Here is a 13,755-nt window from a genome sequence, read left to right as displayed (position 1 = left end):
GGGGCCCAAGACACCACCCGCCCCCCCCCCCCCCCCCCCCCCCCCCCCTCCCCCCCCCCCCCTCCCCCCCACCCCCCCCCCCCCCCACCCCCCCCCCCCCCCCCCGCCCCCCCCCCCCCCCCCCCCCCCCCCCCCCCCCCCCCCCCGTCGGCTTCTCAGCGGTGGCGCATCCGGACGTTCGGCTCCCGGCCGGCATGCGGCAGGTTCGGCCCGCCCGGGACCACGGGCGGGGCCCGTCCGGCCCTCCCACTCGGCGACCGTGCCGGTCGTCGTCCACGTCTCCGGCCCCGCCGCCGGGACCTCGACACCGAGAGCTCGTGCGCCGGTTTCCACGGGTCGCCGGCGGCACCGCCGGGCCGCCGCCCGACGGGTGCCACCGGACGCCGCGCCTTCGCCGTCGGCCACACCGGCGCGCCCACCCGGCCCGGCGCTGCCTGTCGGCCCGGCGCTGCCTCCCGGCCCGGGCCCGCCTCTCAGGCCGGCCCCGGCTTCTGGCCTTGCGCTGCCCTCCGGCCCGGGCCTGCCTTCTGGCCTTGCGCTGCCTTCAGGCCCGGCCCCGCTTCCCAGGCCGGCTCCGCCTTCCGGCCTGGTGCCGCTTCCCGGCCCGGGCCCGCCTCCCACACCGCGGCCGGTGTGCGGACCGCCAACCCGCGCCCCCTCGGCGGCGGGGTGACGACGGCTCCGCAGATCACCGGGATGTCCGGATCGACGTCCTGCTTGCGCCGCTCCGCGGCCCGCACCGGCGGGTCCGGGCATCCCGCGGGAAGCCCGTCCACCCACCTGTCCCAACTGCGGAAATCCCGCACCGGACGGCTCCGCGAGCTGCTCCTCGGGGCGGCTGGGGGCGCCCGCACGCCCGGTTGTCGAGATCATGCGCCGTGCGCGGCACAGAGCCCCGTTCGACGAGGCAGCGCACCACAAATTCGGCAGGTACAGTGCGGAGATCAGCAGACCCCAGTGTGAGGCCCCGCCCGTGTTGACCCAGACGACCTCCCGGGTCCTCGAACCGAGCGACCTGAATGCCGCGCTCGCCGTCCTCGACCGCGAGCCGGTCGCGAACGCCTTCGTGACGTCCCGGGTGCAGATCGCCGGACTCGACCCCTGGCGCCTCGGCGGCGAGATGTGGGGCTGGTACGAGGACGGCATGCTCACGTCCCTCTGCTACGCGGGCGCCAACCTGGTCCCGATCTGCGCCTCCCCGCGCGCCGTCCGCGCCTTCGCCGACCGCGCCCGCAGGGCCGGCCGCCGCTGCTCCTCCATCGTCGGGCCCGCCGAAGCCACCGCCCAGCTGTGGCGCCTGCTCGAACCGCACTGGGGCCCGGCCCGCGAGGTCCGCGGCCACCAGCCCCTGATGGTCACCGACCGCATGCCCGCCGACATCGCCCCGGATCCCTACGTCCGCCGCATCCGCAAGGACGAGCTGGAGACGATCATGCCGGCGTGCGTGGCGATGTTCACCGAGGAGGTCGGCGTCTCGCCGCTGGCCGGCGACGGCGGCCTGCTCTACCAGGCCCGGGTCGCCGAACTGGTCGGCTCCGGCCGCTCCTTCGCCCGCCTCGACGAACACGGCAAGGTCGTCTTCAAGGCGGAGATCGGCGCGGCGACGGCCCAGGCCTGCCAGATCCAGGGCGTGTGGATGGCACCGGAGTACCGCGGCAGGGGCCTGGCGGCGCCCGGCATGGCAGCCGTCCTGCGCTACGCGCTGGCCGACGTGGCTCCGGTGGTGAGCCTCTACGTCAACGACTTCAACACGGCGGCGAGGCGGACCTACCGGCGCGTGGGCTTCCAGGAGGTCGGCGCCTTCATGAGCATTCTCTTCTGAGACATCCGAGAGGCGGCCGCCCCAGGGGCAGGAGGCTGAGTCGATGTGCGGCTGCGCCGCGTGCGCGTGGGCAGCCGCAGATCACCCGCACCCCGCACACAGCGCGAGCCCCCCTGTACGCTCCCCGCATGGACCTCGTGATCGGCCCCCTGGACCTCTCAGCCCATGTCGACGAGGCCCTCGCCGTCCAAGCCATCGCCTTCGGACTCGGCCCGGACGAGGTGGCCGTACGCCGCCAGATCGTCCAGCGCCACATGCAGTACCCGGGTGCCAGGGCCCTCGGGGCGACCGCCGGCGGGCTGCTCGTCGGGTTCGTCTACGGCATGCCCAACTCCCGCACCCACTGGTGGTCCACGGTCGTGGAGCCCTACCTCCGCGCCCAGCGCAACGACCTCTGGCTGGACGACTCCTTCGTCATCACCGAGCTGCACGTCCACCCCGACCACCAGAACCGCGGCATCGGCCGCCGTCTGATCACCACCATCACCGACGGCGCCGCCGAGCCCCGCTCGATCCTCTCCGCGATCGACACCGACAGCCCGGCGCGCGGCCTCTACCACTCCCTCGGCTACGTCGACCTCGCCCGGCAGGTCCACTTCCCGAGCGCCCCCCGGCCGTACGCCGTCATGGGCGCACCTCTGCCACTGCGTCGGCGTTAACCGATTTCCACCGGAACCGCCAGCCCGGCTAACCTCCTATGCCATCACCCTCCCCCACTCTCGGCTGCGCTCGAGCGGGGGGACCCCCATCGGCAGGAGTACGAGAACCATGGCGAACGCACCGGTCCAGCGCATGTCCCAGTTGATGGTGAAGACGCTGCGCGACGACCCGGCGGACGCCGAGGTCCTCAGCCACAAGCTTCTCGTCCGGGCCGGTTACGTCCGTCGCACCGCCGCCGGCGTCTGGAGCTGGCTGCCCCTCGGCAGGAAGGTCTTCTCCAACGTGGAGCGGATCGTCCGCGAGGAGATGGACGCGATCGGCGCCCAGGAGGTGCTGCTGCCCGCCCTCCTGCCCCGGGAGCCGTACGAGGCGACCGGCCGCTGGGACGAGTACGGCCAGGAGCTGTTCCGGCTCAAGGACCGCAAGGGCGGCGACTACCTCCTCGGCCCCACCCACGAGGAGATCTTCACCCTCCTGGTCAAGGACCAGTGCACGTCCTACAAGGACCTGCCGGTGATCCTGTACCAGATCCAGACCAAGTTCCGTGACGAGGCCCGCCCCCGCGCCGGCATCCTGCGCGGCCGCGAGTTCCAGATGAAGGACTCCTACTCCTTCGACCTGGACGACGAGGGCCTCGGCAAGTCCTACGCCCTGCACCGCGAGGCCTACCGGCGCACCTTCGAGCGCCTCGGCCTCGACTACCGCATCGTCGCCGCCACCGCCGGCGCGATGGGCGGCTCCAAGTCCGAGGAGTTCCTGGCCCCGGCCGAGGCCGGCGAGGACACCTTCGCGGACTGCCCGAACTGCGACTTCGCGGCGAACACCGAGGCGGTCTCCTACGAGCTCAAGCCGGTGGACGGCTCGGCCGTGCCCGCGCTCGAGGAGATCCCCACCCCCGACACCCCGACCATCGAGACGCTGGCCGCCTCCCTCGGCGTCCAGGCCTCCGCCACGCTGAAGAACCTCCTGGTCAAGGTGGACGGCGAGATCGTCGCCGTCGGCGTGCCCGGCGACCGTGAGGTCGACCTGGGCAAGGTCGAGGCGCACTTCGCCCCGGCGGCCGTCGAGATGGTCACCGAGGCGGACTTCTCGGGCCGCCCGGACCTGGTCCGCGGCTACGTCGGCCCGCAGGGCCTGGGCGAGAAGGTCAAGTACATCGCCGACCCGCGCGTGGCCCCCGGCACCGCCTGGATCACCGGCGCCAACAAGGAGCACACGCACGCCAGGAACGTCGTCGCCGGGCGTGACTTCGAGGTCGACGAGTACGTGGACGTCGTCGTGGTCCAGGAGGGCGACCCCTGCCCGAAGTGCGGCACCGGCCTGAAGCTGGACCGCGCCATCGAGATCGGCCACATCTTCCAGCTGGGCCGCAAGTACGCCGACGCCCTCAAGCTCGACGTCCTCGGCCAGAACGGCAAGCCGGTCCGCGTCACCATGGGCTCCTACGGCATCGGCGTCTCCCGCGCCGTCGCCGCGCTCGCCGAGCAGACCGCCGACGAGCAGGGCCTGTGCTGGCCCAAGGAGGTCGCCCCGGCCGACGTGCACGTCGTCGCCGCCGGCAAGGCCCTGCAGACCGAGCTGGCGCTCGACGTGGCCGACAAGCTGGCCGCCGCGGGCGTCCGTGTCCTGGTGGACGACCGGGCGGGCGTCTCCCCGGGCGTGAAGTTCACCGACGCCGAGCTGATCGGCGTACCGCAGATCCTGGTGGCCGGCCGCCGCTCCGGCGAGGGCGTGCTGGAGCTGAAGGACCGCAAGACGGGTGAGCGCGAGGAGCTGTCCGTCGAGGACGCGATCGCCCGCCTGACCGCGCAGTAAGGCAAACGCGGCCGTTCCCCGACCGTGGGACGTGACACGGCGTCACGATCACCACGGGAGGGGAGCGGCCGCGGTCGTGCTGCCGGCGCCCCTAGAGCCAGCCGGCGAACTCGAGCAACAGCTCGGCGTCCTTCGGCCGTCCGACCCGAAGCGCGCGGACCCCCGACTCCACGGCCCGGAACAGCGTCCACCCCCGCAGCCGCTCCAGATCCACGTCCAGCGACTCGGCGAGCCGCTTGATACGCCGCCGAGTGGTCGCCGCCCCCGACGGCGTCGCGATCAGGTCCTCCACCCGGTCCCGCACCAGCCGGGCCAGATCGAACGCACACTCACCGACGACGGGATCCGGTCCCACCGCCAGCCACGGCATCCGCTCCGCGGCGAGCACCTTGCTCTGCCGGAACGTGCCGTGCAGCAGCCGGTGCTCGGGCGCGGAGGCCGCCAACTCCTCGCGCGCGCCCACAGCGGCGTCGACCAGCGTCGCCACTTCGGCGAACGCGGACGCGGTCGCCCGCATCGCCTCCGCCTGCCGCCCCGTCCGCTCGGCCACCGTCTCGAACGCGTGGTCGCCCGGCGGCTCCACCCACAGCCGACGCAGCGTCCCCGCCGCCTCCAGCAGCGCCTTCGCCTCGGGCAGCGACCGCACCGACACGTCCGGGTGCAGCCGCTCCAGCAGCAGCACCCCCTCGGCGGCGTCCTCGGTGTCTGTCTCCAGGAGCTGTACGGCGCCCAGGCCGGCCCAGTGCGCCAGCGCCGCCCGTTCGCTCTCGGGGCGGGCCCTGGGCGGGGCCAGCTTCAGTACCGCCGGGCTGTCGTCCGTGCGCCGGACCAGCACCACCAGGCTGCTGCGCCCGCCGGGCACCTGGACCCGCTCCACGGTCAACTCGCGCCGGGCGACCGCCCGCTCGGCCGTCCCGGGCAGCCGCGCCAGCCAGTCGTCCCCGGCCGGTGCCGTCTCACCGAGTGCCCGCACCAGCCGCTGGGGCGGTTCGAAAGCCATGCGCGAGTTGTTCCCTTCCTCCTGGGCCTGCCGCAGGGGCGGCTACACGATCACGTCGTCGGGGACGCCGAGGCACGGGGTCCGGCCGCACCTGATTCGTCACCGGCCCGCTCGGCGAGCCCAGGGAAGGCTACGCTCTTCCCGCTCCAGCGCGCCGCCCGCACCGCTGCCTCGCGCAGCGCCGCGGCCGCCGAGGCACGCCGCGCGCCGGTCGCCGCCCGTACCAGGTCCGAGTACACCCCGGCCACCCGCTGCTCCAACTCGGCGGCCAGCCGCACCGCCGAGGCCGCGTCCGCCACCTGGAAGGGCAGCGCGTACGCGGCGCTCGCGGCGACCGGCTGAGTACCCAGGTCGCGCACTTCGCGCACCAGCGCGTCCCGGCGGGCCCGGTGGGCGTCGTACGCCGCGCGTGCGTCGGCCCGTTGCCGCTCGTCGATCCGGCCGCCGACGACGCCGTAGCCGTACACCGCCGCGTGCTCTGCGGCCAGTGCCGCCTGCAGGGCGGTCAGTTCGGCCTTCCGGTTCTCGTCGCTCACCTGGCCCCCTCGGTCAGCAGGTACGCGTGGGCCGCCCCGGCCGCCGCCACCGACGCCATCAGCCGGGCCAGTTCGCCCGGCACGTCCAGCAGCGCCTTGGTCCGCCGGTCGGCGAGGGCGCGCTCGGCGGCGGCGAGATCGGCGAGGGCGCCCTTCTCGGTGGCCGGCACGGCCTGGGGCGTCGCCGTGGACGCCGCCGGGGAAGGGGATCCGGTGGCCGTGGGGGAGGGGGACCCGGTGGCCGCGGCGCCGCCGAACGCCCGCGCGTGCGCCGCCACTTCGGTGCGCAGCGGGCGCAGCCGCTCGGCCAGGGTCGGATGGGCGGCGAGCACCGCGTCGTAGCGCGCCAGCAGGCCCGCGCTGTCCGCGGCCGCACGCGCGCGTGCCCGTTGGGTCGCCGACGGGGAGTCACCGCTGTCACCGGAGCCCGGATCGGCCGAACAGCCCACCAGCAGGGCGGCTCCGGCGGCCGAGGCGAAAAGGGTTCTTCTGCGCGGCCCCGAGGGGGTGCGCGGCGGCGGATACGGCACTGCTGACGTCCTCGGGGAACTCGTACGAAAGGAACAACTTCGAAAGAAAGACAGCCAAAGGGCGGCACGCCCGTGATCACGGTACCCGCGCACCCGGTGGACGCCACTCACCGGCACCGCGCGTACACAGGTGGACGGCAACACTCCCCTCGACCGGATACCCTTTGACCAGACACGCGACCCATCCCACAACAGCACACGCGGCCGAGGAGTCACCCGGATGAGCACCACCCAGAGCGAGAGGCTGCGAGAGCTTCTGGAACCGCTCGTCACCTCCCAGGGGCTGGATCTCGAGGAGATCGCCGTGGACTCCGTCGGACGCAAGCGGGTGCTGCGCGTGGTCGTCGACTCCGACACCGGAGCGGATCTGGACGCCATCGCCGATGTGAGCCGCGCGCTCTCGGCGAAGCTCGACGAGACCAACGCGATGGGCGACGACGCGTACGACCTGGAGGTCGGAACGCCCGGCGCGGAGCGCCTGCTCACCGAGTACCGGCACTACGTGCGTGCCACCGACCGGCTCGTGAAGTTCCAGCTGGCCGAGGGCGACGAGCTGGTCGCCCGGATCCTGAAGGCCGACGAGGACGGTCTCGACGTCGAGGTGCCCGGGGTGAAGGGCCGCAAGGCGACCACCCGTCGGCTCGGCTTCCCCGAGATCGCCAAGGCGCGCGTCCAGGTCGAGTTCAACCGCAAGGACAAGAAGGACATGAAGGAAGAGGAGGAGGCGTAGCCGTGGACATCGACATGAGCGCCCTGCGGGGCTTGGTTCGGGAGAAGGAGATCTCCTTCGACCTGCTGGTCGAGGCGATCGAGTCGGCCCTCCTCATCGCCTACCACCGCACCGAGGGAAGCCGCCGGCACGCGCGCGTGGAGCTCAACCGGGAGACCGGGCATGTGACCGTGTGGGCGAAGGAGGATCCCGAGGACCTGGAGGAGGGGCAGGAGCCGCGCGAGTTCGACGACACCCCGTCGGGCTTCGGGCGGATCGCCGCCACCACCGCCAAGCAGGTGATCCTGCAGCGGCTGCGTGACGCCGAGGACGACGCCACGCTCGGCGAGTACGCGGGGCGCGAGGGCGACATCGTCACCGGCGTGGTCCAGCAGGGCCGCGACCCGAAGAACGTGCTCGTGGACATCGGCAAGCTGGAGGCCATCCTGCCGGTGCAGGAGCAGGTGCCCGGTGAGACGTATCCGCACGGCATGCGGCTGCGCTCGTACGTCGTACGGGTGGCCAAGGGTGTGCGCGGCCCGTCCGTGACCCTCTCCCGTACGCACCCCAACCTGGTGAAGAAGCTCTTCGCCCTGGAGGTGCCGGAGATCGCCGACGGGTCCGTCGAGATCGCGGCCATCGCCCGTGAGGCCGGTCACCGCACCAAGATCGCTGTACGGTCCACCCGTTCGGGCCTGAACGCCAAGGGCGCCTGCATCGGCCCCATGGGCGGCCGGGTGCGCAACGTGATGGGCGAGCTGAACGGCGAGAAGATCGACATCGTCGACTGGTCGGACGACCCGGCCGAGATGGTGGCGAACGCGCTGTCACCCGCTCGGGTGAGCAAGGTGGAGGTCGTCGACATGGCTTCCCGCTCCGCCCGGGTGACCGTGCCGGACTACCAGCTGTCGCTGGCGATCGGCAAGGAAGGGCAGAACGCCCGGCTCGCGGCCCGGCTCACCGGCTGGCGGATCGACATCCGTCCGGACACGGAGCAGGCCGGGGAGCGTCCCGGGGAATAGATCTCGGCCGTGTGCCGCTGAGATCACGTCAGCCTGTAGCAAGCAGCTGTTCGACTTTTCCCCCGGAGGGGTGAGGTCGTCGCGGGGAGGTAGACTTAGCGGTGTCTGGCCGGACGCGTGCCCGCGCATGCCCTGAGCGCACCTGTGTGGGGTGCAGGCAGCGAGCGGCCAAGGACGATCTGCTGCGGACCGTGGCGGAAGAGGAACAGTGCGTTCCCGATCCGCGCGGTACGCTGCCCGGCCGGGGTGCGTATCTACACCCCGACCCGGTCTGTCTCGACCAGGCGGTGCGCCGCCGGGCGTTCCCTCGGGCGCTACGCGTCCCCGGGCCGCTCGACATAAAGGCGTTGCGTCAGTACGTCGGGCAGACAGACAGTTGCTGAGCAGGCAACACAGTAGGAAAGCGAGCCGTGCGGAACCCCCCGTGCGGCCCGGTACCTCGCGAGTTCGAAAGCAGGTCGAGATTGCGATGAGCACTCGATGAGTACGCGATGAGTACGCCCATGAACTAACGACGGTCCGGCTTCAACCCGGACCTCAAAGGAGCGAAGTGGCTAAGGTCCGGGTCTACGAACTCGCCAAGGAGTTCGGCGTTGAGAGCAAGGTCGTCATGGCCAAGCTCCAGGAACTCGGTGAATTCGTCCGTTCGGCGTCTTCCACCATCGAAGCGCCCGTTGTACGTAAGCTGACCGACGCCTTCCAGGGCGGCTCCGGCAAGTCCGCCGGCAAGCCCGCCCCGCGCAAGGCCGCCCCCAAGCCCGCCGCGCCCTCTCCGGTGCAGGCGGCCCGTCCGGCTGCTCCGAAGCCGGCGGCTCCCAAGCCTCCGACGGCTCCGCAGCCCGCTGCTCCGGCGGTGGCCTCGACTCCGTCGGCCCCGTTGTCGCCCGCGCATGCGCCCGGCCCGCGTCCGGTTCCGGGCCCGAAGCCCGCGCCGCGCCCGGCCCCGGCCGCCCCGGAGTTCACCGCTCCGCCGGCCGCTCCGGCCGCGCAGGCCCCGCAGGCTCCGGCCGCGCAGGGTCCGGCTGCACAGGGTCCGCGTCCCGGCGCCCGTCCCGGTGCCCCGAAGCCCGGCGGTCGTCCGTCCGGTCCCGGCCAGGGCCAGGCCCGTCCGGGTCAGGGTGCCCCGCGTGCCGGTGGCCAGGCCCCGCGTCCCGGTGCCCGTCCGGCCGGTCCGCGCCCGGGTAACAACCCCTTCACCTCCGGTGGCTCCACCGGCATGGCCCGTCCGCAGGCCCCGCGCCCGCAGGGCGGCCCGCGTCCGGGTGGTCCCGGTGCTCCCGGCGGCGGTCCCCGTCCGCAGGGTCCCAGCGCTCAGGGCGGCGGTCCGCGTCCGCAGGCTCCGGGCGGTTCCCGTCCGTCGCCGTCCGGTATGCCCCGTCCGCAGGGCGGTCCGCGTCCCGGCCCGGCCGGTCCGCGCCCGAACCCCGGCATGATGCCGCAGCGTCCTGCTGCCGGCCCGCGTCCCGGTGGCGGTGGCCCCGGCGGCCGTGGTCCCGGTGGCGGCGGTCGTCCCGGTGGCGGCGGCGGTCGTCCGGGTGGCGGCGGCTTCGCCGGTCGTCCCGGTGGCGGTGGCGGCGGCTTCGCCGGTCGTCCCGGTGCTCCCGGTGGCGGTGGCGGCGGCTTCGCCGGTCGTCCCGGCGGTCCCGGTGGTCCCGGTGGTGGCGGCGGTGGCCGTCCCGGCTTCGGTGGCCGTCCCGGCGGTCCCGGTGGCCGTGGTGGCACGCAGGGCGCCTTCGGTCGTCCCGGTGGTCCCGCGCGTCGCGGTCGCAAGTCGAAGCGGCAGCGTCGCCAGGAGTACGAGGCCATGCAGGCCCCGAGCGTCGGCGGCGTGATGCTGCCGCGCGGCAACGGCGAGACCATCCGTCTCTCCCGCGGCGCGTCGCTCACCGACTTCGCGGAGAAGATCAACGCCAACCCGGCGTCCCTCGTCGCGGTCATGATGAACCTCGGCGAGATGGTCACGGCCACGCAGTCCGTCTCCGACGAGACGCTGCAGCTCCTCGCCGGCGAGATGAACTACGCGGTTCAGATCGTCAGCCCGGAGGAGGAGGACCGCGAGCTGCTCGAGTCCTTCGACATCGAGTTCGGCGAGGACGAGGGCGACGAGGAGGACCTGGTGGTCCGTCCGCCGGTCGTCACCGTCATGGGTCACGTCGACCACGGTAAGACCCGACTGCTCGACGCCATCCGCAAGACGAACGTCATCGCGGGCGAGGCCGGCGGCATCACCCAGCACATCGGTGCCTACCAGGTCTCGACCCAGGTCAACGACGAGGACCGCGCGATCACCTTCATCGACACCCCGGGTCACGAGGCGTTCACCGCCATGCGTGCCCGTGGTGCCCGGTCGACGGACATCGCGATCCTGGTCGTCGCGGCCAACGACGGCGTCATGCCGCAGACGGTCGAGGCGCTCAACCACGCCAAGGCGGCCGACGTCCCGATCGTCGTCGCGGTCAACAAGATCGACGTCGAGGGCGCCGACCCGACCAAGGTGCGCGGTCAGCTGACCGAGTACGGCCTGGTGGCCGAGGAGTACGGCGGCGACACGATGTTCGTCGACATCTCCGCCAAGCAGGGTCTGCACATCGACTCGCTGCTGGAGGCCGTGGTCCTCACCGCGGACGCCTCGCTCGACCTGCGGGCCAACCCGCACCAGGACGCGCAGGGTATCTCCATCGAGTCCCGCCTCGACCGCGGCCGCGGTGCCGTGGCGACGGTCCTCGTCCAGCGAGGCACGCTGCGGGTCGGCGACACGATGGTCGTGGGCGACGCCTACGGCCGAGTCCGCGCCATGCTCGACGACAACGGCAACAACGTCGCCGAAGCCGGCCCGTCGACGCCGGTCCAGGTCCTGGGCCTGACCAACGTCCCGGGTGCCGGTGACAACTTCCTCGTGGTCGAGGAGGACCGTACGGCCCGCCAGATCGCGGAGAAGCGCGCTGCTCGTGAGCGCAACGCGGCCTTCGCGAAGCGCACGCGCCGCGTGTCCCTCGAGGACCTGGACAAGGTGCTCAAGGCCGGCGAGATCCAGCAGCTGAACCTGATCATCAAGGGTGACGCTTCCGGTTCCGTCGAGGCCCTCGAGTCCTCCCTGCTCCAGCTGGACGTCGGCGAAGAGGTCGACATCCGCGTCCTGCACCGCGGTGTCGGTGCGGTCACGGAGTCCGACATCGACCTGGCGATGGGCTCCGACGCCATCGTGATCGGCTTCAACGTCCGTGCGGCCGGCCGCGCGGCGCAGATGGCCGAGCGCGAGGGTGTGGACGTCCGGTACTACTCGGTCATCTACCAGGCGATCGAGGAGATCGAGGCGGCCCTCAAGGGCATGCTCAAGCCGGAGTACGAAGAGGTCGAGCTCGGTACGGCGGAGATCCGCGAGGTCTTCAAGTCGTCCAAGCTGGGCAACATCGCCGGTGTCCTCATCCGCTCGGGCGAGGTCAAGCGCAACACCAAGGCGCGCCTCATCCGCGACGGCAAGGTGGTCGCGGAGAACCTCAACATCGAGGGCCTGCGTCGCTTCAAGGACGACGTCACCGAGATCCGCGAAGGCTACGAGGGTGGTATCAACCTCGGAAACTTCAACGACATCAAGATCGACGACGTCATCGCGACGTACGAGATGCGCGAGAAGCCGCGGGCGTAACGCCTACGGTTCGTGCTGGCCGACAGGACTCCGGTCCTGTCGGCCAGCGCGCCGTTCCCGGGCTCCGAGCGCAGTCCAGGGTGCGGTAAAACCCCGTCGAGCCTCCGGCAGGAACGGGGTACCGTTCTTGATGTCCCCGGCCACACGGACCCGGGGCCATCGATCCCGTGCCGGCGGGTGAACCGGCTACACACATGTACGTGGGGACTCTGTCCTTCGACCTCCTCCTCGGCGACGTCCACTCGCTGAAGGAGAAGCGCTCCGTCGTCCGCCCGATCGTCGCCGAACTGCAGCGGAAGTACGCCGTGAGCGCGGCCGAGGTGGACCACATGGACCTCCACCGGCGAACGATCATCGGCCTGGCCATGGTCTCCGGCGACGCGGCGCACCTCACCGACGTACTGGACCGGTGCGAACGGCTGGTCGCCGGCCGCCCCGAAGTGGAGCTGCTGTCCGTGCGGCGGCGCCTCCACGGCGACGACGACTGACCACAGAACGCAAGAAGAAGAAAGAACGGGAGACGGACCAGTGGCCGACAACGCGCGGGCGAAAAGGCTGGCGGACCTCATCCGGGAGGTGGTGGCCCAGAAGCTGCAGCGCGGGATCAAGGACCCGCGGCTCGGCTCGCACGTCACCATCACGGACACCCGGGTCACGGGCGACCTGCGGGAGGCGACCGTCTTCTACACGGTCTACGGGGACGACGAGGAGCGGCAGGCCGCGGCCGCCGGGCTGGAGAGCGCCAAGGGCATCCTGCGCTCCGAGGTCGGCCGCGCGGCCGGCGTGAAGTTCACGCCGACCCTCACCTTCGTCGCGGACGCCCTCCCGGACACCGCCCGGACCATCGAGGACCTCCTCGACAAGGCACGGCAGTCCGACGAGAAGGTCCGTGAGGCCTCCGCGGGCGCTGCGTACGCGGGCGGCGCCGACCCGTACCGCAAGCCGGCCGAGGACGAGGGCGCCGAGACGGACGGCGACGCCGCGGAATGACCCAGAAGCACACCACGCCCGACGGCCTTGTCATCGTCGACAAGCCGTCGGGCTTCACTTCGCACGACGTGGTCGCCAAGATGCGCGGCATCGCACGCACCCGCCGTGTCGGCCACGCCGGCACCCTCGACCCGATGGCCACCGGCGTCCTCGTCCTCGGTGTGGAGCGCGCCACCAAGCTCCTCGGGCACCTCGCCCTCACCGAGAAGGAGTACCTGGGCACCATCCGCCTCGGCCAGAACACCGTCACCGACGACGCCGAGGGGGACATCACGTCCTCCACCGACGCGTCCAAGGTGACCCGGGACGCCATCGACGCCGGCATCGTCAAGCTGACCGGCGACATCATGCAGGTGCCGTCCAAGGTCAGCGCCATCAAGATCGACGGCGTACGGTCGTACAAGCGGGCCCGCGAGGGCGAGGACTTCGAGATCCCCGCCCGGCCGGTGACCGTCACCTCCTTCGCGGTGTACGACGTCCGGGACGCCGTCGCCGAGGACGGCACCGCCGTGCTCGACGTGGTCGTCTCGGTGGTCTGCTCCTCCGGCACCTACATCCGCGCCCTCGCCCGGGACCTGGGTGCCGACCTCGGCGTCGGCGGCCACCTCACCGCGCTGCGCCGCACCCGCGTCGGGCCGTACAAGCTCGACTCCGCGAAGACACTGGACCAGCTCCAGCAGGAGCTGACCGTGATGCCGATCGCCGAGGCCGCCGCGGCCGCGTTCCCGCGCTGGGACGTGGACGCCAAGCGCGCCCGGCTGCTCCTGAACGGCGTCCGGCTGGAGATGCCCGAGGCGTACGCGGGCGCCGGCACCGTCGCCGTCTTCGACCCCGAGGGCCGCTTCCTCGCGCTGGTCGAGGAGCAGAAGGGCAAGGCGAAGAGCCTGGCCGTCTTCGGCTGACCGGCCTCCGGGCCACGCCGCTCCACGGAGTCCAGCCGTGGGGGGGGGGGGGGGGGGGGGGGGGGGGGGGGGGGGGGGGGGGGGGGGGCCCCCGCCTCCCCACCCCCCAAGGGGGCGCGGCGA

Annotated in this window: 13 protein-coding genes; 10 read left to right on the top strand and 3 right to left on the bottom strand. The window is 72.6% G+C overall.

Features of this window, described 5'->3' with window-relative positions:
• Positions 1-973 precede the first annotated feature (973 nt).
• From AC07DS_RS42890 to AC07DS_RS42880, 3 genes are all read left to right on the top strand, one after another.
• On the top strand, positions 974-1,822 hold the full coding sequence (locus AC07DS_RS42890) for a GNAT family N-acetyltransferase (protein ID WP_479154159.1): 849 nt from the start codon (positions 974-976) through the stop codon (positions 1,820-1,822).
• Positions 1,823-1,950: 128 nt separating this feature from the next.
• Positions 1,951-2,481: a GNAT family N-acetyltransferase gene (locus AC07DS_RS42885; RefSeq protein ID WP_479154158.1), complete on the top strand. Its 531-nt coding sequence runs from the start codon at positions 1,951-1,953 to the stop codon at positions 2,479-2,481.
• A 109-nt stretch (positions 2,482-2,590) separates the two neighbouring features.
• Entirely contained in the window at positions 2,591-4,297 is a 1,707-nt protein-coding gene (locus tag AC07DS_RS42880) for a proline--tRNA ligase (RefSeq protein ID WP_479154157.1), read from the top strand.
• A gap of 91 nt (positions 4,298-4,388) precedes the next feature.
• On the opposite strand, the gene AC07DS_RS42875 is transcribed toward AC07DS_RS42880, so the two are convergent.
• The 3 genes from AC07DS_RS42875 to AC07DS_RS42865 are packed head-to-tail and all read right to left on the bottom strand — an operon-like array spanning position 4,389 to position 6,363.
• Complete coding sequence (locus tag AC07DS_RS42875; RefSeq protein WP_479154156.1) at positions 4,389-5,297, bottom strand: aminoglycoside phosphotransferase family protein; 909 nt, start codon at positions 5,295-5,297, stop codon at positions 4,389-4,391.
• 50 nt (positions 5,298-5,347) lie between these two features.
• Complete coding sequence (locus AC07DS_RS42870; protein WP_479154155.1) at positions 5,348-5,833, bottom strand: ferritin-like domain-containing protein; 486 nt, start codon at positions 5,831-5,833, stop codon at positions 5,348-5,350.
• Positions 5,830-6,363, bottom strand: a complete 534-nt coding sequence (locus tag AC07DS_RS42865) for a hypothetical protein (RefSeq protein WP_479154154.1) — start codon at positions 6,361-6,363, stop codon at positions 5,830-5,832. Before AC07DS_RS42865 ends, AC07DS_RS42870 begins: the two co-directional genes overlap by 4 nt.
• 220 nt (positions 6,364-6,583) lie before the next feature.
• Here AC07DS_RS42865 and rimP point away from each other — a divergent pair, with 220 nt between their 5' ends.
• From rimP to truB, 7 genes are all read left to right on the top strand, one after another.
• Positions 6,584-7,093, top strand: a complete 510-nt coding sequence (rimP, locus tag AC07DS_RS42860) for a ribosome maturation factor RimP (RefSeq protein WP_479154153.1) — start codon at positions 6,584-6,586, stop codon at positions 7,091-7,093.
• Positions 7,094-7,095: 2 nt separating this feature from the next.
• Complete coding sequence (gene nusA, locus AC07DS_RS42855) at positions 7,096-8,094, top strand: transcription termination factor NusA (RefSeq protein WP_145885528.1); 999 nt, start codon at positions 7,096-7,098, stop codon at positions 8,092-8,094.
• 101 nt (positions 8,095-8,195) lie between these two features.
• A complete protein-coding gene (locus tag AC07DS_RS42850) occupies positions 8,196-8,477 on the top strand; it encodes a YlxR family protein (RefSeq protein ID WP_468816092.1) in 282 nt (93 codons plus the stop codon).
• Positions 8,478-8,644: 167 nt separating this feature from the next.
• Positions 8,645-11,740 carry a translation initiation factor IF-2 gene (gene infB / locus AC07DS_RS42845; RefSeq protein WP_479154152.1) on the top strand — a complete coding sequence of 1,032 codons (3,096 nt, stop codon included), beginning with the start codon at positions 8,645-8,647 and terminating at the stop codon, positions 11,738-11,740.
• Positions 11,741-11,934: 194 nt separating this feature from the next.
• Positions 11,935-12,228: a DUF503 domain-containing protein gene (locus AC07DS_RS42840; protein ID WP_403961638.1), complete on the top strand. Its 294-nt coding sequence runs from the start codon at positions 11,935-11,937 to the stop codon at positions 12,226-12,228.
• A gap of 40 nt (positions 12,229-12,268) precedes the next feature.
• Positions 12,269-12,730, top strand: a complete 462-nt coding sequence (gene rbfA, locus AC07DS_RS42835) for a 30S ribosome-binding factor RbfA (protein ID WP_479154151.1) — start codon at positions 12,269-12,271, stop codon at positions 12,728-12,730.
• Positions 12,727-13,632, top strand: coding sequence for a tRNA pseudouridine(55) synthase TruB (truB, locus tag AC07DS_RS42830; protein WP_479154150.1), 906 nt, complete (start codon positions 12,727-12,729; stop codon positions 13,630-13,632). Before rbfA ends, truB begins: the two co-directional genes overlap by 4 nt.
• The last annotated feature ends 123 nt before the right edge of the window (positions 13,633-13,755 follow it).

This window comes from Streptomyces sp. NPDC044064 (assembly GCF_056434245.1).
Note: the sequence above shows the minus strand (reverse complement) of the source record. Positions and strands in the feature narration are given on the sequence as shown.